This window comes from Geopseudomonas aromaticivorans (genome assembly GCF_019097855.1).
GTDB lineage: Bacteria > Pseudomonadota > Gammaproteobacteria > Pseudomonadales > Pseudomonadaceae > Geopseudomonas > Geopseudomonas aromaticivorans.
This window is the reverse complement of record NZ_JAHRGL010000080.1, coordinates 196,454-215,378: the sequence shown is the minus strand read 5'-3', so window position 1 is coordinate 215,378 and position 18,925 is coordinate 196,454. Positions and strand designations below refer to the sequence as shown.

Here is an 18,925-nt window from a genome sequence, read left to right as displayed (position 1 = left end):
GAGAGGATGTGGGCGCCGACTTCGGAGCCTTTCTCCACCACGCAGACGCTGAGCTCCTGGCCGGCTTCGGCGGCCTTCTGCTTCAGGCGGCAGGCGGCGGACAGTCCGGCGGGGCCGGCGCCGACGACGACGACGTCGAATTCCATGTATTCGCGTTGCATTTCGTGACCTCAAATTTCGTCGCAGAAAACCGGCAGGCAGGACATGGGCAACCGATGGGTTGCCCATGTCCTCGAGCGCACGCTGAGTGCCGGCGGCAACAATAGCTGCTGGTGCCGCCTGGCGAATCAGCCAAGCAGACTAGTCAGCTCCGGCACGGACTCGAACAGGTCGGCGACCAGGCCGTAGTCGGCCACCTGGAAGATCGGCGCCTCCTCGTCCTTGTTGATCGCCACGATCACCTTGGAATCCTTCATGCCCGCCAGGTGCTGGATCGCCCCGGAGATGCCTACCGCGATGTATAGCTGCGGCGCGACTATCTTGCCGGTCTGGCCGACCTGCATGTCGTTGGGCACGAAGCCGGCATCCACCGCCGCGCGCGAGGCGCCGACGGCGGCGCCGAGCTTGTCGGCCACGCTGTACAGCAGCTGGAAGTTGTCGCCGTTCTGCATGCCACGGCCGCCGGAGACGATGATCTTCGCCGCGGTCAGCTCCGGACGCTCGGACTTGGCGATTTCCTCGCCGACGAAGCGGGAGATGCCGGCATCTGTGACGCTGGCGATGGCCTCGATGCTGGCCGAGCCACCAGTGGCCGCGACGGCGTCGAAGCCGGTGCCACGTACGCTGATCACTTTCACGGCTGCCGAGGACTGCACGGTGGCGATGGCATTGCCGGCGTAGATCGGCCGCTGGAAGGTGTCGGCGCTGATGACCTTGGTGATCTCGGAGATCTGCTCGACATCCAGCAGCGCGGCGACGCGCGGCAGGTAGTTCTTGCCGTTGGTGGTGGCCGGGGCCAGCACGTGGCTGTAGGCGCCACGGGCCAGTTCGACGATCAGCGGGGCGACGTTTTCCGGCAGCTGGTGGGCAAAGGCCGGGGCGTCGGCGACTAGCACCTTGGCCACGCCCGCGACCTGGGCGGCAGCCGCGGCCACCGCGCCGCAGCCGCTGCCGGCGACCAGCACATGGACATCGCCACCGATCTGCGCAGCGGCGGCCACGGTGTTGAGGGTGGCGGCAGCCAGGGCACTGTTGTTGTGTTCAGCGATTACCAGGATTGCCATCTCAGATCACCTTCGCTTCGTTCTTCAGTTTCTCGACCAGCTCGGCCACCGACTTGACCTTGATGCCGGCGCTGCGCGCGGCCGGGGCTTCGACCTTGAGGGTCTTCACGGTCGAGGCGGTGGATACGCCCAGCGCATCCGGGGTGACCACGTCGAGCGGCTTCTTCTTGGCCTTCATGATGTTGGGCAAGGAGGCGTAGCGCGGCTCGTTGAGGCGCAGGTCGGTGGTGACGATGGCAGGAAGCTTCAGGGCCACGGTCTGCAGGCCGCCGTCGATCTCGCGGGTGACGTTGAGCTGGTCGCCGGTCACTTCCACCTTGGAGGCAAAGGTGCCCTGGGCGAAGCCGCTCAGTGCGGCGAGCATCTGCCCGGTCTGGTTGTTGTCGCTGTCAATGGCCTGCTTGCCGAGGATGACCAGCTGCGGCTGCTCCTTGTCGACCACGGCTTTCAATAGCTTGGCCACGGCCAGCGAGCCCAGTTCCTCGGCAGTCTCTACCAGCACGGCGCGGTCGGCGCCGAGGGCCAGGGCGGTGCGCAGCTGCTCCTGCGCAGTCGCCGGGCCAACCGAGACGACGACGATCTCAGTGGCGATGCCCTTCTCCTTGAGGCGTACCGCTTCTTCCACGGCGATCTCGCAGAAGGGGTTCATGGCCATCTTGACGTTGGCCAGGTCGACGCCGGAGTTGTCCGCCTTGACCCGAACCTTGACGTTGTAGTCGACCACGCGTTTTACGGCGACCAGTACTTTCATGGACGTGTCTCCTCTCAGATGCGCTCGAAGATCGCGGCGATGCCCTGGCCGCCGCCGATGCACATGGTCACCAGGGCATAGCGGCCGCCGATGCGCTGCAGCTCGTGGAGCGCCTTGAGGGTGATGATCGCGCCGGTGGCGCCGATCGGGTGGCCGAGAGAGATGCCGGAACCGTTCGGGTTGACCTTGGCCGGGTCGAGGCCCAGCTCCTGAATGACCGCGCAGGCTTGGGCGGCGAACGCCTCGTTGGCCTCGACCACGTCCAGATCGGCCACGTTCAGGCCGGCGCGCTCGAGGGCCAGCTTGGTCGCCGGCACCGGGCCGATGCCCATGTGCAGCGGGTCGACGCCGGCCATGGCGTAGGACACCAGGCGCGCCATCGGCTGGAGGCCGCGACGCTCGGCGGTAGCGCGCTCCATCAGCACCACGGCGGCGGCGCCGTCGTTGAGGCTGGAGGCGTTGCCGGCGGTCACGGTGCCGTCGTTGCGCTCGAAGGCCGGCTTGAGCTTGGCCAGTTCCTCGAGGGTCAGGTTGTCGCGCACGTGCTCGTCGGTGTCGAACACCACTTCGCCGCGGCGGGTCTTCAGGGTGATCGGCAGGATCTGCGCCTTGAAGCGGCCTTCCTCGATGGCCACAGCGGCGCGGCGATGGGATTCCAGCGCCAGCGCGTCCTGGGCCTCACGGGAGATGTGGTAGGTGCGGCGCACGTTCTCGGCGGTGACGCCCATGTGCACCTTGCTCATCGGGTCGGTGAGGGCGCCGACCATCATGTCGACCATGCCGGTGTCGCCCATCCGCGCGCCGAAGCGCATCGCCGAGGAGGAGTAGGGCGCACGGCTCATGCAGTCGGCACCGCCGGCGACGGCGATCTCGGCGTCGCCGAGCAGGATGCCCTGGGCGGCGCTGACGATGGCCTGCAGGCCCGAACCGCACAGGCGGTTCACGGTCAGGGCGGTGGACTGCTCGCTGACGCCACTCTTCAGGGCGACGACGCGCGAGATGTACATGTCGACCGCTTCGGTATGGATGACGTTGCCGAACACCACCTGATCGACTTCGTCACCGTTCACCTCGGCACGCTGCAGGGCTTCGCGGGCAACCATGGCGCCTAGGTCAGTAGGGGAGAAATCCTTCAGGCTGCCGCCGAAATCGCCGATGGCAGTACGGGCGCCGCTGACGATGACCACTTCACGCTTGTTCATGGGTATTTCCTTGTTTTTATCTGGAAAGTTGCGGGTTAGTCTTTGCTGATGCGGGTCTTGCCGGCGGCGACCAGGCGCTCGAGCAGCGGTGCCGGCTGCAGCCACAGCTCGCCGTAGGCGCCGAGTTGCTCGCGATACTGGCGGATGCCGTTGAGTACCCGTTCGAGGCCCAGGTGCTCGGCGTAGTGCAGCGGGCCGCCCAGCCAGGTGGGGAAGCCGTAGCCGCAGGTCCATACCAGGTCGATGTCGCCGGCGCGCAGGGCGATGCCTTCGTCGAGGATCTGGATACCTTCGTTGATCAACATGAACAGGCAGCGGTCGTGGATTTCCTGGTCGCTGATGACGCGGCGCTGGATGCCCAGCTCGGCGGCCAGGCGTTCGGCCATAGCCAGTACTTCCGGATCGTCGTGGCGCTCGCGGCCTTCGTAGATGTACATGCCGCGGCCGCTCTTCTGGCCGTAGCGGCCGAGGGCGTACAGCTCGTCGGCCAGACGGCAGTAGCTGGGGTCCTGGGCGAGCATGGCGCGCAGCGGCGTGCGGATCAGGTAGCCGACATCGATGCCGACCAGGTCGTACATGCTCAGCACGCCCATGTTCAGACCCAGATCGGTGAGCACGCGGTCGATCTGCGCCGGGGTGGCGCCTTCCAACAGCAGGCGATGGGCTTCGCGGGCGTAGGGCTCGAGCATGCGGTTGCCGATGAAGCCGTAGCACACCCCGGAAACCACCGGCAGCTTGCCGATCTGCTTGCCGAGCTTCAGCGCGGTGGCCAGCACGTCCGGCGCGGTTGCCTTGCCGCGCACCACTTCCAGCAGGCGCATGACGTTGGCCGGGCTGAAGAAGTGCAGGCCGATCACGTCCTGCGGGCGGCGGGTGCAGGCGGCGATCTGGTCGACATCCAGGGTCGAGGTGTTGCTGGCGAGGATCGCACCGGGCTTGCACACCTCGTCGAGCGTAGCGAACACCTGGCGCTTGACCTCCATGCTCTCGAACACCGCCTCGATCACCAGGTCGGCATCGGCCAGGTCGGCGTACTCGAGGGTGCCGAATAGCAGCGCCATACGCTGCTCGAGCTGCTCCTGGCTCAGCTTGCCGCGCTTGGCGCTGATCTCGTAGTTCTTGCGGATATGGGCCAGGCCGCGGTCCAGCGCCTCGCGCTTCTGCTCGAGCAGCACCACCGGGATGCCGATGTTGGCAAAGTTCATGGCGATGCCGCCGCCCATGGTGCCGGCGCCGATCACCGCGACCTTGCGGATCGGCCGCAGCGGCAGCGAGGCATCGATGCCGGGCACCTTGCCGGCCTCGCGCTCGGCGAAGAACAGGTGGCGCAGGGCCTTGGACTGTGGCGAGTCCATGGCCTCGGCGAACAGCTCGGACTCGCGTTGCAGGCCCACCTCCAGGGGCTGCTCGCAGGCGATGCGTACCGCCTCGAGGGCCAGGTGCGGGGCGGCCTGGCCTTTCCACTGGCCGCTCTTGCGAGCGGTGTAGTCGGTGAAGAAGTTTTCCGGCAGGGCAGCGCCCGGCGCGGCGTACGGGCAGGCCGGCTGCGCCGGGGCGCCCGCCTGCAGCAGTTCGCGGGCAAAGGCGCAGGCCTCGCCCAGCAGCTCGGCGGCCGAGGAAGCGATACGATCGACCAGACCCAGTTCGAGGGCGCGCGCGGCGTTCAGCGGCTGGCCGGAAAGGATCGCTTCCAGTGCCGCTTCGGCGCCGATCAGGCGCGGCAGGCGCTGGGTACCGCCGGCACCGGGAATCAGGCCAAGGGTGATTTCCGGTAGGCCCAGGCGGGCCTTGGGCTCTGCAATGCGGTAGCCGCAGGCCATGGCCAGCTCCAGGCCGCCGCCGAGGGCGAGGCCGCCGACCGCGGCGACCATCGGCTTGGCGCTGGCGGCCAGCTCGATGAGCAGATCGGGTAGTCCCGGGGTGGCGGTGAAGTCGGCACCGCCGAACTCGGCGATATCGGCGCCGGCGCAGAAGGGCAGGTTGTGGCCGTAGACGACTATGGCCTTGATCGCCGGATCGGCGCTGGCCTGGCGGAAGGCCGCCTGCAGTTCCAGGCGCAGGGCATGGCCGAGGGCGTTGACGGGGGCGCGGGACAGGCCGATCAGGGCCAGTTCGTTATCCAGGGAGTAGTCGATCAGTGTGTACATGGCGAGCCTCTACAGCAGGGGTGGCCAGTCAGGAGGAGAAATCGCGCCTGGCTGACGCTCGAAGAAAGAAGCCGCCGCAAGGGCGGCCAAGCACAAATTCCGGTGAGGTGACCTAGACCGCCGGAAACTGCTTCAGTGACTCAGAAGACGGCGTAGACACGGGGTACAGGCCCCAGGCATGGGTGACGCAGAAGATGGTGCCCGCCTCTACGAGGGTGTCCAGAGGCTCAAGGGCCGCGGCCTCGCAGGCCTGGGGCTCGGTAAGTCCGCTCAGGTCGAACGGTTCGCGGCTGACGAAGCGGAGGTCGCGCAGTGGCGCTTGGTAGGCAGGCATGGGGTGTCCCTTTGTTATTGTCTTGGGAGTCGATGCCTGATTTTTAGCAAGCATCCCCCGCGGTTTGCTTCGAACCGCGGGTGGATTTGCGGGTGGAGTCGGGTGGACAGCGAGGTGGAGCTGAGACGAGCTGCAGCGGCTCAGTCGAGCAGCTGCAGCTCGCGGGCGGCGCGCAGCGCGGCGTCGCGATCGGTGACGTCGAGCTTGCGGAACAGGTTGTTGATGTGGGTCTTCACCGTACTGAGGCTGACGAACAGCCCGTCGGCAAGCTGCTGGTTGTTCTGCCCGCGCGCCATGCGCCGCAGCACGTCCAGCTCGCGACGGGTGAGGGGCTCGAGTAGCGGGTGCGCGCTGCCCTCGCTGCCAAGGCCGGCCAGTGTCGTGGCCAGCAGCTCGCGCGGCGGCAACGGGCGATCCAGTCCTGCCTGGCGGCGTGCCTGCGGCAGCAGCAGCTGGCGGAACAGCTCGGTCAGTTCGCGGCCCTCGTGGTGCAGCAACTGGCCGAAGCCATAGCCGACGGCCAGCTGCAGGGCCTCGTCAAGGCAGGCGAGCGCTGCCGGCTGCTCGCCGCGGTCGCGGCGCAGGGCGGCGTCGAGCAGCCACAGGTCGAGTAGCAGGCGCCGGTTGTTTTCCTCCTCGGCCTGCTCGCGCAGGTTGTCGAGGATCTGCCCGGCCACCGCCGGCTGCCCGAGATGGCGCTGCACCCAGGCATAGGCCAGCCATTCCCCCGATAGCAGGTCCTCGCCGTAGTGGCGCTGGCACCAGTGCCATTCCTCCAGCCATTGCAGGATGAAGTCCTCGTCGCGCTCGCGCACGGCCTGGCGGACGCGCCAGGCGCCAGCCAGGCGATAGAGACCGAACTGGCGGAACTGGCGGGCCATGCGGCGGACTTCGTCCCAGCGGGTTCGGGCCTTGCGGCTGTCGCCCATGGCGTCGAACAGGCAGGCTTGGTAATGCAGCACCCATCCCAGTGCAGCCGAGTGGGGAAAGCCGAGCGCCAGCGTTTCGGCCTTGGCCAGGCATTGGCGGGCCTTTTCCAGATGATTCTGCTGGACGAATACCAGTCCCAGGCCCAGGTGGTAGAACAGTTCGTAGAAGTTGCGCGAGGCCGCCGCCGGGGACTTGCGCTCCAGCGCCAGGAAGCGCTGCAGAGCTGCCGGACTGTCGCCTTGCGCCAGCTCGATCTGGCCCAGCAGCAGATGGGGGATGTTGGCGAAGCCGCTGAAACCGAAGCTCTCGAGTTCCTGGACGGCCGTTTCCACGTCCGTGCGGGCGGCGCCCAGCTGGCCGAGGTGAAACAGGCAGCGGGCGCGGTTGAACTGCAGCACCGACCCGGCGGCGTTGCGCTGCGGATAGCGCAGCAGGACCCGGCTCGCCAGTACCTGGCCATGGCGCAGGTTGCCGCCGAGGAAGGCGAGCAGGGTGCGCAGATAGGCGATGGTCTGCTGGACCCGCTCCGGATGACGAGGCACACCCTCACGCTGCAGCTGCTGCAGGCGCTGGATGCAGGCCTGCGCGCGGCTGACGTCGTTGGTCACCATGATGATGGAGGCTTCGGTGATGGCCAGGGTGAAGTGATCGCTGCCGCTCTGCCCGGAAACCTCGCTGAGCAGGTCGACCAGCGCGTTGATCTGCCCATCGCGCAGCAGGTCGAAGGTGTGGCGTTCGGCGATGGCGAGCACCGCGTTGAAGTCTCTGGCCCGGCCGTATTGATGGATGGCCTCCGAGTAGCGGTGCTGCTCCAGCAGCCAGGCGGCAGCCTGCTGGTGCAACTGCTGCAGCAACTGCGAATCGCGTTGTTGCAGGCGCTGATAGAGCACGTCGCGGAGGACCGCATGGTAGCGGTATTCCACGCGCTCGCCGGGGCGCTGCTCGATGAACAGGTCGCGGCGCTGCAACTGGCGAATCAGCCGCTCGGCATCGGGCTGGCCGCTCAAGATGCCTGCCAGCGTCGGGTCGAAGGTCTGCACTACCGAGGTGCGCTCGAGGAAGGCCAGCAGCTCCACCGGCAGCTGCGCGAGCAGCTCCTCTTCAAAGAAGCGCGTCACATAGGCGTAGGCCTGCCGGGTCACGTGGCGCAGGTCCCGGCGCGACTGGCTGGCCGGAGGCTGCTCGCGGTAGGCGGTGAGCCAGAACAGCAAGCCGCTGATCCAGCCTTCGCTGTTGGCGCGCAGCTCGTAGTAGAGGGCATCGGCGCCCAGCTTGGCGCCGCGGCTGTTGGCCAGCTGGCGGGTTTCTTCGCTGTCCAGGGCCAGCTCGCGGGCATCGAGGATGGTCAGCCGCTCCTCGCGACGCAGGTGGCTGAGGGCCAGTTCCGGTTGGCCTTCGCAGGCGGCCAGCAGGTGCAGGCCGGGCGGACCGAAGCGCAGCAACTGCTCGATGTACTGGCGGGCACGGCCGGCGCGCAGCAGGTGGAGGTCGTCGAGGATCAGGGTGAAGTGATCGGCTGCGTGCTCCAGTCGCTGGAGAATGGCGCTCCACAGGCGGGCCTCGTCGGCCGCCATCAGGTTGCGCTCAGGGGTGGCCTGGCCGAGGGCGGCATGCAGGTGCAGCAGCAGGTGCAACGGCTGGTTGTCGGCAGTGTCCAGGCGATACCACGCCCAGGGCGTCTGCAGACTCGCCGCGTATTGGGCGAGGAGGGTGCTCTTGCCGTAGCCGAGCGGAGCGCTGAGCAGGGTCAGGCGGCAGCCACGGCTGGCGGACTCTTCCAGGCGCTGCAGCAGGCGCGGACGCGCCAGGATCTTGTCCGTCAGCGGCGCAGGGCGAAGCTGACTCGGGTTGACCAGGGGGAAAGCCATTGTTGTTCTGCTGTTTTCTTCGCGATGCGATAGCGACGAAGTTACCAGAAGTCGCCTGGCCGATCTGCCTCGGTGGCTGATACGCAGGCGCGCAAGTCCGCAGCGCGGGCTGGCATCCGCGGTCGCCACGGAGGTGCTCGAGCCGCCGAGCGCTTTTTGCCAAGAGGAGTTCATCAGGAAGATGGTCACGAACTAGGCTGTAGGGCACAGCCTGGGAATACAGGCCGGCTGTTTGCTCCCACAGCGATGAGCGAGGTGAGATATGACGCGGCGCGGTGCAAAAGCAGTGACGCTGGTCCTGGCTGCCGCCCAGGCGCTGGCCGCCTACGGCGGCGATCGTGGGGAGGCGAAATACCCCACGCTGGATGGCGCCAAGCCCCTGGTGATCGGCCACCGTGGCGCCGCCGGCTACCTGCCGGACCACACGCTGGAGGGCTACCGCAAAGCCATCGAGCTGGGCGCCGACTTCATCGAACCCGACCTGGTGGCCACCCGCGATGGCGTGCTGGTGGCGCGCCATGAGCCGAACATCATCGCCACCACCGACGTGAAGGATCGCCCCGAATTTGCCAGCCGCAAGACGCAAAGACTGGTCGATGGTGCGCGGGAGGAAGGCTGGTTTGTCTCCGACTTCACCCTCGCCGAACTCAAGACGCTGCGCGCCATCCAGCCGTTCCCCGACCGCGATCAGTCCTATAACGGCAAGTTCCAGATTCCCACCTTCGAGGAGGTGCTCGATCTGGCCCGCAGCGAGAGCGCGCGCGTGGGGCGCAGCATCGGCGTGTATGCCGAGACCAAGCACCCGACCTATCACGCCAGCCTGGGGCTCAAGCTCGAGGATCGCCTGCTCGACACCCTGGCCCGCTACGGTTACACCAGCAAGACCGCGCCGGTGATCCTGCAATCGTTCGAGGTGGCGAACCTCAAGTACCTGCGCGGCAAGACGCAGCTGCGCCTGGTGCAACTGGTGGACGCCAGCGACATCAATGCCGATGGCAGCATCCAGCTGGCCGCGCCCTTCGACAAACCCTACGACTTTGCCGTGGCCGGCGATGCGCGCACCTTCGCCAGCCTGCTGACGCCCGCCGGACTGCAGGAGATCAGGACCTACGCCGACGGCATCGGCCCCTGGAAGCCCTACCTGATTCCTTCGCGGTTGCTGGACGACAACCACGACGGCCAGCCGGACGACCTCAACGGCGACGGCCAGCTCGACGAGCGTGACCGGGTGATGATGCAGCCCACCGATGTGCTCAGGAACGCCCACGCCGCCGGCCTGTTCGTGCCCCCCTACACCTTCCGCAGCGAAGCCAAGCGCCTGGCGTCAGACTTCAAGGGCGACCCCGCGGCCGAATACCGGCTGTTCTACACGCTGGGGGTGGACGGTGTGTTCAGCGAGTTTGCCGACCACGCGAAGGCGGCGCGCGACGACTGAATGGGGTGGCAGCGTGGTTGCGCTGCGGCACTGGCTGAACAGCCCATGCAGTGCCAGTATGACGTGGCGTCATCAGCGTTCGCCGGGAGCACGGCATGGCCAGCACCGAACTCTTGTCAGCCCTGACGGCCAGCCGGCTGCGGGCCTTGCACCAGGACGGTTTCGTCCTGCTCCCCGGGGTGCTCGATGGCGCCCAAATCACCACGCTGCGCCGTGCGATCGACAGCCTGAAGCCCATGCACTGGGACTACAGCGGCCTGTGCGACCACTACAAGTGCGTGTTCAATCGCGACCCGCTGTGGCTGCCGTTTCTCGACCTGGACGGGATCATCGAACTGGCCGAGGCCGCCCTGGGGGCCGATTGTCACATCATCGGCCAGACGGCCTGGCGCAGCCATCCCGGCTTCGTCGGCGCCGAGCTGCATCTGGACTACCTGGTGATGGAGCTGCCGCCCAGCCTGTTGGCCGACCCTGCCTTCGCGTTGCCGATGCAGATCTGCACCGCACACCTCTACCTCGACGATATCGATGCCGACCTCAGCCCCACCCGGGTGATCCCCGGCAGCCACCGTGCCGGGCGCCCTCCGATGGCCGGCGAGAGCCAGTGGCAGGGCCGCAGCGCGCAGCCGGTGCTGTGCCGGGCTGGCGATGTGCTGATGTTTCGCAGCGAACTGTGGCACGCCGGTAGCGACAACCGCAGCAGGGACCGCAGCCGTTACCTGCTGCAGGTGCACTATGGCCGGCGCATGGTGGCCCAGAAGTTCTCGCCATACCTGCACTGGCAGTTCAATCCCGCCGTGCTGGCGGCGGCCACGCCACGGCAACGGCGCCTGCTGGGCGAGCATCAGGAAGCTGAATACGACTGAGCGGCTGGCCCTGGGGCATCGCTGCGCGTGCGGACAGCCGTATGGGCGCTATGCGCCGGCCTTCTTCACCGCCTCAAGCCAGGCGGGGTCCAATCGATACTGGTCGGTATCCATGTGCAACGCTTCCATGTGTTCGCGGTGCTGGTTGATCTCCCGCACCATCTGGCTGAGGGCACTGGAGTTGCCGTCCAGCTGGTGCATCTGGGTCAGCCCCAAATGGTAGAAGCGCAGCAGTTTCATGGCGGCCGGATCGCGGGCCTCCACGCCGGCGGTGACGTGGTGCATGACGTTGGTAACGCTCATCAGGCTGCGCTTGAGCTGCCAGCCGTAGACGGCCGGCGCCATCCAGGGCTGCGACCAGAATTGCAGCCGTACCAACGCGCCGGTCAGTAGCAGTCCGGCAATCACGCCGCCCATGTTCAGGCGAAAATTGTCGCCACCGGCTTCGCCGAACAGCAGCACGGCCACGCTGGCAAGCAGCATGGCGAGCAGGGCGAAAACCACCACGATGATCAGCGTGCTGCGCCGCGTCTGCTGTCGGTAGGTCTCTGGGTTCAACTGTTTGATCTCGAACATCGCGCCGCGGTACTCCGTCAGTGAGCGGATAACAATCGGCGCATTATCACCCGTAAACCCGGGCAGGTGATGGGAAATGGGGAGCCTTCAAGAGCGTCGCCTTCCGCGAGGGCAATGAAACTCGCGTGAAGATCGACTACATCCTGGTGCTCTGGTAAGTAGCGGCAGTGCTGCGGGCGGCTTGCCGCTCGGGCCTTCCAGCAGGCGTGCCGAGCATCCCGCCGGGGCATCCGCATGTACCTGCAGCCCTGCTGTCTCCCTTCTTCTGCGATCAATGGAATTCTGTTCATGACCACATCCCCCTCCACCGGCACCGGCCAGGCAACCATTCGGACCCGGGAGATCACCTATCGCAGCGCCGACGGCGCGACGCTGGTGGGCTACTACGCCTGCGACGAGGCGCTCGCGGGACCGCGTCCCGGCGTGCTGGTGGTGCACGAGTGGTGGGGGCTGAACGACTATGCCAAGCGCCGCGCCCGCGAACTGGCAGCGCTGGGCTACAGCACCCTGGCCATCGACATGTATGGCGAGGGCCGCAACACGGCCAGCATGGAGCAAGCCCGCGCCCTGATGCTGGAGGCGCTGGCCAGTCCGGCAGGGATGCGCGAACGCTTCCTCGCCGGCTTCGAGCAGTTGCGCCAGCAGCCGCAGACCGACAGTGCGCAGCTGGCCGCCATCGGCTACTGCTTCGGTGGCCGGGTGGTCCTGGACATGGCCCGCCAGGGCGTTCCGCTGGCCGGCGTGGTCAGCTTCCACGGCCTGCTCGACACCGTCACCCCGGCGACCCCGGGCTCGGTGCAGGCCAAGGTCCTGGTGGCTCACGGCGATGCCGACAGCCTGATCAGTGCCGATCAGATCGCCCGCTTCAAGGACGAGATGCGTGCCGCCGGCGCCGACTGCCGCTTCCAGCATCACTCCGACGCCCCGCATGCCTTCAGCAACCCGGCTTCGCCGGGCTATCAGCAGGCGGCCGACGAGAATTCCTGGGCCGACATGCAGGCCTTCTTCGCCGAGCTGTTCGGCCGGGCGTGACGCACCGACCGTTCGCTTACTCGCCCTGGCGGCTGCGCAGGCTCGGTGCCAGGCCCGGGGGCAGGAAGTCCTGGTCCGGGTTGTAGTCGGGCTTGAGGAAGCTCTCCAGGTCCTGCAGGTCGGCCGGGCTGAGAATGCCGGCGGAGCGCTTCAGGCGCAGGTGGTTGAGGATGTAGTCGTAGCGCGTGTTGTTGTACAGGCGCACGGCCAGGTACAGCTGGCGCTGCGCGTCGAGTACGTCGACGATGTTGCGGGTACCCACCTCGTAGCCGAGCTCGGTCGCCTCCAGGGCACTCTGGCTGGAGACGATGGCCTGCTTGCGGGCCGACACCTGCGCCACGTCGGTGTTCACTGCGCGGTGGAAGTCGCGGGTGTTCTGTACCACCTGGCGGCGCAGGCTTTCGCGCAGTTGCTCGGTCTGGTTCAGGCGCTGGTACGACTCGCGTACCTGCGAGCTGGTCAGCCCGCCGGTGGACAGCGGGATGTTCAGCTGCACGCCGATGCTCTGTTGCTCGACGTCACCGCCCAGGTGCGCGCCGCCCAGGGTGGTGAAGGGCGAGTTGGTGAAGCCCAGCCGATCGTTGTCGCCTTTCTGGTACTGCGCCACCAGGTCCACGGTCGGCGCATGGCCAGCCTTGCGCTGGCGCAGGGTTTCCTCGGCACCGGTCACCGCGTACTGGCTGGCTTGCAGGTCGAGGTTGCGCTGCATCGCGGTATCGACCCAGGCCTTGGCGTCGTTCGGCGCCGGCGGGTTGATGGGAAGGGTATGCCGCATGCCTTCGACGAAGCTGTAGTCGCGATTGGTCAGGGTGGCGAGCGCCTGGAAGGCATCTTCTACCAGGCGTTCGGCGAGGATGCGGTTGGCGCGGGCAGTGTCGTAGCTGGACTGGGCCTCGAGCACTTCGGTGCGGTCGGACAGGCCGACCTCGAAGCGATAGTTGGCCTGGTCGTAGTGGCGCTTGAGCGCCGCTTCCTCGGCCCGGCTGGCGGCCAGGCCATCCTGGGCGCGCAGGACGGCGAAGTAGGCTTCGGCGCTCTGCAGGATCAGGTTCTGCTCGACGGAGGTGAGCTGCAGGGCGGCCTGTTCGCTGACCGCCTTGGCGGCCTGCAACTGGAACCAGCGGTCGGCGCGGAACAGCGCCTGGCTGAGGCTGGCCTGGTAGAGCGTGCCACTGCGTTCGAGGCTGACCGATGGCTGGTCCAGTTCGGTCTTCGAATCGCTGAGGCTGGCGCCACCATTGAGCTGCGGCAGCAGGCCAGAGCGTGCCTGCGGGACGACTTCCTTGCGTGCCAGATAGTCGGCGCGGGCCGCGGCGAGATCGGCATTGTTCTCCAGCGCCTGCTGGTAGACGCCGATCAGGTCGGCGCGGGTCGACGGAGCCTGCTGCTCGGCCAGCAGCAGGCCGGGGACGCCTGCGAGCGCAATCGCCAGGGCAAGTCTGCGCAGAATGCCGGGTGTCCTGTTCAAAGCGTGACTCCTTGTGCGGTGGTGGGGGCGCGCGTCATGCCAAGTATCCGTTACTGCAGCGATTTGCGCAGGCGCGACAGGGCGCCGACGAAGAATGCCGTGCCGATCACCGCCAGCGCCAGCAGCTGCGGCCAGACGATGTTGGCGCCGGCGCCACGAAACAGGATGGCCTGGGCCAGTTCGACGAAGTGGGTGGTCGGCGCCACCAGCATCACGTTCTGCACCAGCTCGGGCATGCTCTCGCGCGGGGTGGTGCCGCCGGAGAGGATCTGCAGCGGCATCAGCACCAGGATGGTCAGCAGGCCCAGTTGCGGCATGGAGCGGGCCACGGTGCCGAAGAAGATGCCCATCGAGGTGACGACGAACAGGTGCAGGGCGGCGGCCGCGGTGAACAGCGTCAGCGAGCCCTGCAGCGGGATGTCCAGCCAGCCTTCGACCACGAAGCGTAGCGAGAAGGCCGTCGCGGCCAGCACCACCAGGCCCATCGACCAGACCTTGCCGAGCATGATCTCGAACGGGGTGACCGGCATCACCAGCAGGTGCTCGATGGTGCCGTGCTCGCGCTCGCGGATCAGCGCCGCGCCGGTGAGGATGATCGCCAGGATGGTGATCTGGTTGATCACCTCGTTGACCGCGCCGAACCAGGCGCGGGTCAGGTTGGGGTTGAACGCGGTGCGCACCACTGCCTCGATGGGCAGGGCCTCGCTGCTGCGATAGCGCCTGGCGAACTCGCTGGTTTCGGTGGCGATGATCTGCTGGATATGCCCGGCGCCGGTGAACGCCTGGCTGACCTGGGTGGCGTCGACGTTGAGCTGGATGGTCGGCGTCCGGCCGGCCAGCAGGTCCTCCTGGAAGCCCGGCGGAATGTTCAGGGTAAAGGTGTACAGGCCGGCATCCATGCCGCTGTCCATCTGCGCCAGGTCGATGGCCTGCGGCTGGATGAAGTAGGGGAGCTGGAAGGCGTTGACGATGCGCCGCGAGACCTGCGACTGGTCCTCGTCGACCACCGCGATGCTGGCGCGGTGCGGGGCTTCCGGGATGGCGGTGGCGCTGGAGTAGACCGCCATGGTGAACGACCAGATGATCAGGATCATCAGCGCCGGATCGCGGTACAGGCTGCGCAGCTCCTTGAGGCCGAGCTGGAAGATGTTGGCGAGCTTGCGGCGGCTGGCACTCATCTCATTTCTCCTGCTTGCGCAGGCCGGCGACGCTGAGCAGGGTCAGCACCGGGATGGTCAGCAGCATGGGAATGAAATACGAGTAGAGATCGGCCAGGTTGAGCGCCTTGGAGAATACCCCGCGGCTGATGATCAGGAAATGGCTGGTGGGATACAGTTGGCCGATGAAGGCGCTGGCGCCCTCCAGCGCCGACACCGGGTGGGTCAGCCCGGAGAACTGGATGGCCGGCAGCAGGGTGGCGATGGTGGTGCCGAAGATGGCGGCGATCTGGCTGTTGAGGATCGACGACATCAGCAGGCCCAGCCCCGTCGCACAGGCGATGTAGAGCAGCGCGCCGAAGGTCAGGGTCAGCAGGCTGCCCTTGACCGGGATGGCGAACACGTACACCGCCAGCAGCAGCATCATGGCGAAGTTGACCATGCCGAGGGCGATGTAGGGCAGCTGCTTGCCGATCAGGAACTCCAGGCGGGTGGTCGGGGTGACGTAGAAGTTGGTGATCGAGCCCAGTTCCTTCTCGCGTACTACGCCGAGGGCGGTGAGCATCGCCGGGATCATCATCAACAGCAGCGGGATCATCGCCGGCATCATTGCCGGCAGGCTCTGCACGTCGGGGTTGTAGCGGTAGCGCACGGCGACCTCGGCGGGCGTGAGCTGGACGTCCATCCCGGACTCGCGGGCCAGCTGCTGCAGGTAGCTGAGGTGCAAACCCTGCACGTAGCCCTTGACCGTGTCGGCGCGCATCGGCATGGCGCCGTCGACCCAGAAGGCCACCTGCGGAGCGTCGCCGCGCTTGAGGTCGCGGGCGAAGCCGGGCGGGATTTCCACCGCCAGGCTGATGTCGCCGCTGCGCAGGCGCTGGTCCAGCTCGGCATGGCTGGAGAGCGGCGCCTTCTCGATGAAGTAGCGCGAGCCGGAGATGTTGAGCAGATAGCTCTGGCTGGTGGTGGTCTGGTCGCGGTCCAGGACCGCGTAGCTGAGGTTCTCCACGTCGAAGCTGATGCCGTAGCCCATGATGATCATCAGCATGACGGTGCCGAGCATGGCCATGGTGGCGCGGATCGGATCGCGACGCAGCTCCATGGATTCGCGGCGGCTGTAGCTGAGCAGGCGGCGCAGGCTGAAGCGCGACTTCAGCTCCGTGCTGCTGCCAGGCTTGTGCACGGCAGCGGCGCTGGTTGGCGCCTCGCTCGACGGCAGGCTGGCCTCGTTCTCTGCGGCGGCCTCCTCGAGATAGGCGATGAAGGTGGCTTCCAGACTCGGCAGGCCGCGCTTGTCCATCAGTGCCTTTGGCGTGTCGCTGTCCAGCACCCGGCCTGCGTGCATCAGCGAGATACGGTCGCAGCGCAGCGCCTCGTTCATGAAGTGGGTGGAGATGAAGATGGTCACGCCGTCCTCGCGCGACAGCTGGACCAGCAGCTCCCAGAAGCCGTCGCGGGCGATCGGGTCGACCCCCGAGGTGGGTTCGTCGAGGATGAGGATTTCCGGGTTGTGGATCACCGCCACCGCCAGCGACAGGCGCTGGCGAACGCCCAGCGGCAGGCTGGAGGGCAGGCTGTCGGCGTCATGGCTCAGGCCGAAGCGCTCGAGCATCTCGTCGATGCGCGCGGCACGGCGCTCGGCAGGGATATGGAACAGGCGGGCGTGCAGGTCGAGGTTCTGCAGCACGCTCAGCTCGCTGTACAGCGAGAAGGCCTGCGACATGTAGCCGACCCGCTGGCGGGTCTGCATGTCGTGCGGGTCGACCTGCTTGCCGAACAGCAAGGCCTCGCCTTCGCTGGCCGGCAGCAGGCCGGTGAGCATCTTCATGGTGGTCGACTTGCCGCAGCCGTTGGAGCCGAGAAAGCCGAAGATCTCCCCGCGTTCGATGCGAAAGTTCACCCGGTCGACCGCGACGAAATCGCCGAAGCGCATGCTCAGGCCGTGGGCCTCGATGGCGATGCTGTCATTGTGCTGGCGCGGCGGAATCACCAGTTCGTGGTGCAGGCGGCGCTTGGCTTCCGGCAGCAGGCGGATGAACGCCTCTTCGAGACTGGCGCTGGCGGTGCGCGCCAGCAGTTCGTCCGGCGTGCCGGTGGCGAGGATGCGGCCGTCGTCCATCGCCACTAGATGGTCGAAGCGCTGCGCCTCGTCCATGTAGGCGGTGGCCACCAGCACGCTCATCTGTGGGCGCTCGGCGCGGATGCGCTCGATCAGCTCCCAGAACTGGTTGCGCGACAGCGGATCGACGCCGGTGGTCGGTTCGTCGAGGATCAGCAGGTCGGGGTCGTGGATCAGCGCGCAGCACAGGCCGAGCTTCTGCTTCATGCCGCCGGACAGCTTGCCGGCCGGGCGGTCGAGGAAGGGATGCAGGCCGGTGCTGTGGGTCAGCTCGTCGATCCGCCAGCGCCGCTCGGCGGCACCCTGGCCGAACAGACGGGCGAAGAACTCGAGGTTCTCGAACACCGTGAGGGTAGGGTAGAGGTTCTTGCCCAGGCCCTGCGGCATGTAGGCGATGCGCGGACAGACCTCGCGGCGGTGCCGGCGCGAGGCCATGTCGCCCTCCAGCACTTGCACCGAGCCTTCCTGCAGCTGCCGGGCGCCGGCGACCAGCGCCAGCAGGCTGGATTTGCCGACACCGTCCGGGCCGATCAGGCCGACCATGCACCGGGCCGGTACCTCGAGGCTGACGCCGTCGAGGGCGCGGGTGGTGCCGTAGACGAGACTGACGCTGTCCAGCCGCGCGACGTAGGCCTCACTCATTGGTCGACATTCACGTTCAGCTGCAGGTGGTCGGGCCATGCGGCCTCAGGATCGAGCTTGAGGTAGGCCATGCCGGGCAGGCCGGTCTTCACCTGCTCCTGATGTTTGCGCAGCAGCTCGGGATCGATGCGCGCCTTGACCCGGAACATCATCTTTTCTCGCTCGCTGGCGGTTTCCACGGTCTTGGGGGTGAACTGGGCGACGCTGGCGACGTAGCTGACCTTGGCCGGGATCACGAACTGCGGCGCGGCATCCAGCACCACGCGCACCTCGCTGCCCAGTGCCACCAGGCCGGCCTGGCGCTCGGGGAGGAAGAAGGTCATGTAGACGTCGGCCAGGTCGACCAGGTTGAGCACCTTGCCGCCGGCGCCGAGCACCTCGCCGGCCTGCGCCACGCGGTACTGCACGCGGGCCACGCGGTCGGTCTTCAGCGCGCTGTCGTCGATGTCGGCCTGCAGACGGGCCACGGTCGCCTGCGCGGCCTCAACGGTGGATTCGGCTTCGATCACCTGGGATTTGGCCGCCTCGATGGCGGCCTGATCGGACAGCACCTTGGCGCGCGCCGCCGCCACCGCAGCCTGGGCGCCCAGCCGTGCCGCCAGGTCGTCGTCGAGCTGCTGGCGCGACGCGGCATTGCGGGTGACCAGCGTCTCGGTGCGCTGGTGACGTTTCTGCGCGGCGGTCAGTTCGGCCTGGCGCTGCAGCACCACCGCCTCGGAGGTGGCCTTCTCGCTTTCGCGCTGGGCGACCATGGCGCGGGCGGTGAGGATAGCGTTCTGCGCCTGGCGCACCTGGGCCGCGGCCTGGCGCAGCTGGGCCTGCAGCACCTCGGTGTCCATGCGGGCGAGCACCTGTCCGGGCTGGACGAAATCGCCCTCGTCGACGCCGATTTGCGCGATGCGTCCGGCCAGCTTGGTGGCCACGTCGATCTCGGTGGCCTCGATGCGCCCGTTGCCGCTGACGAAGCCATCTCCCAGCCCCTTGGGTTGCAGCCCCTGCCAGGCGAGCCAGCCGCCGGCGGCCAGCGCCGCCAGGAGAAGACCGCGGCCGATCCATTTGCGTTGCTTCATCTCTTGCTTCCATTGGGAGAGTGCGCAGCCTTCTATCTACCAGACCCGCCGTGCATTGCCTATCGCGCAAGCAGACTAGCTGGAGAGGCTCAGGCGTCGGCGTTT

Annotated in this window: 15 protein-coding genes; 3 read left to right on the top strand and 12 right to left on the bottom strand. The window is 67.3% G+C overall.

The annotated features are described in order from the left end of the window. The 7 genes from KRX52_RS20560 to KRX52_RS20530 form a co-directional block, all read right to left on the bottom strand. Positions 1 to 161 (bottom strand): FAD-dependent oxidoreductase (locus KRX52_RS20560; protein WP_217683599.1); only part of this gene is annotated, 161 nt, incomplete at its 3' end. Between the two features lie 126 nt (positions 162 to 287). Next, positions 288 to 1,223, bottom strand: a complete 936-nt coding sequence (locus tag KRX52_RS20555; RefSeq protein ID WP_217683586.1) for an electron transfer flavoprotein subunit alpha/FixB family protein — start codon at positions 1,221 to 1,223, stop codon at positions 288 to 290. A 1-nt stretch (position 1,224) separates the two neighbouring features. Then, positions 1,225 to 1,974 (bottom strand): electron transfer flavoprotein subunit beta/FixA family protein, encoded by a 750-nt coding sequence (locus tag KRX52_RS20550; protein WP_217683585.1) that lies wholly within the window; start codon positions 1,972 to 1,974, stop codon positions 1,225 to 1,227. Between the two features lie 14 nt (positions 1,975 to 1,988). Continuing rightward, the gene (locus KRX52_RS20545) at positions 1,989 to 3,176 is read right to left on the bottom strand and encodes an acetyl-CoA C-acyltransferase family protein (protein ID WP_217683584.1); all 1,188 of its coding nucleotides are present in this window, start codon (positions 3,174 to 3,176) and stop codon (positions 1,989 to 1,991) included. Positions 3,177 to 3,211: 35 nt separating this feature from the next. Beyond that, positions 3,212 to 5,323 carry a 3-hydroxyacyl-CoA dehydrogenase NAD-binding domain-containing protein gene (locus KRX52_RS20540; protein ID WP_217683583.1) on the bottom strand — a complete coding sequence of 704 codons (2,112 nt, stop codon included), beginning with the start codon at positions 5,321 to 5,323 and terminating at the stop codon, positions 3,212 to 3,214. Positions 5,324 to 5,435: 112 nt separating this feature from the next. Beyond that, positions 5,436 to 5,657: an acyl-CoA dehydrogenase N-terminal domain-containing protein gene (locus KRX52_RS20535; RefSeq protein ID WP_217683582.1), complete on the bottom strand. Its 222-nt coding sequence runs from the start codon at positions 5,655 to 5,657 to the stop codon at positions 5,436 to 5,438. Between the two features lie 140 nt (positions 5,658 to 5,797). Then, positions 5,798 to 8,455: a winged helix-turn-helix domain-containing protein gene (locus KRX52_RS20530; protein ID WP_217683581.1), complete on the bottom strand. Its 2,658-nt coding sequence runs from the start codon at positions 8,453 to 8,455 to the stop codon at positions 5,798 to 5,800. A gap of 286 nt (positions 8,456 to 8,741) precedes the next feature. Here KRX52_RS20530 and KRX52_RS20525 point away from each other — a divergent pair, with 286 nt between their 5' ends. Next, positions 8,742 to 9,890 carry a glycerophosphodiester phosphodiesterase gene (locus tag KRX52_RS20525; RefSeq protein ID WP_217683580.1) on the top strand — a complete coding sequence of 383 codons (1,149 nt, stop codon included), beginning with the start codon at positions 8,742 to 8,744 and terminating at the stop codon, positions 9,888 to 9,890. A gap of 95 nt (positions 9,891 to 9,985) precedes the next feature. After that, positions 9,986 to 10,756, top strand: a complete 771-nt coding sequence (locus KRX52_RS20520) for a phytanoyl-CoA dioxygenase family protein (protein WP_217683579.1) — start codon at positions 9,986 to 9,988, stop codon at positions 10,754 to 10,756. 48 nt (positions 10,757 to 10,804) lie between these two features. Here the strand turns inward: KRX52_RS20520 and KRX52_RS20515 are convergent, their stop codons facing one another. Further along, positions 10,805 to 11,332 (bottom strand): DUF3087 domain-containing protein, encoded by a 528-nt coding sequence (locus KRX52_RS20515; RefSeq protein WP_217683578.1) that lies wholly within the window; start codon positions 11,330 to 11,332, stop codon positions 10,805 to 10,807. Positions 11,333 to 11,620: 288 nt separating this feature from the next. Between KRX52_RS20515 and KRX52_RS20510 the strand changes: the two genes are divergently transcribed. Continuing rightward, positions 11,621 to 12,364 (top strand): dienelactone hydrolase family protein, encoded by a 744-nt coding sequence (locus tag KRX52_RS20510; protein ID WP_217683577.1) that lies wholly within the window; start codon positions 11,621 to 11,623, stop codon positions 12,362 to 12,364. A 16-nt stretch (positions 12,365 to 12,380) separates the two neighbouring features. Here KRX52_RS20510 and KRX52_RS20505 read toward each other — a convergent pair whose 3' ends face one another. The 4 genes from KRX52_RS20505 to KRX52_RS20490 form a co-directional block, all read right to left on the bottom strand. After that, complete coding sequence (locus KRX52_RS20505; protein ID WP_217683598.1) at positions 12,381 to 13,814, bottom strand: TolC family outer membrane protein; 1,434 nt, start codon at positions 13,812 to 13,814, stop codon at positions 12,381 to 12,383. A gap of 68 nt (positions 13,815 to 13,882) precedes the next feature. Further along, positions 13,883 to 15,010, bottom strand: coding sequence for an ABC transporter permease (locus KRX52_RS20500; protein WP_217683576.1), 1,128 nt, complete (start codon positions 15,008 to 15,010; stop codon positions 13,883 to 13,885). A 1-nt stretch (position 15,011) separates the two neighbouring features. Further along, entirely contained in the window at positions 15,012 to 17,750 is a 2,739-nt protein-coding gene (gene rbbA / locus KRX52_RS20495) for a ribosome-associated ATPase/putative transporter RbbA (RefSeq protein WP_217683575.1), read from the bottom strand. After that, the gene (locus KRX52_RS20490) at positions 17,747 to 18,820 is read right to left on the bottom strand and encodes an HlyD family secretion protein (RefSeq protein WP_217683574.1); all 1,074 of its coding nucleotides are present in this window, start codon (positions 18,818 to 18,820) and stop codon (positions 17,747 to 17,749) included. Before KRX52_RS20490 ends, rbbA begins: the two co-directional genes overlap by 4 nt. Positions 18,821 to 18,925 lie beyond the last annotated feature (105 nt).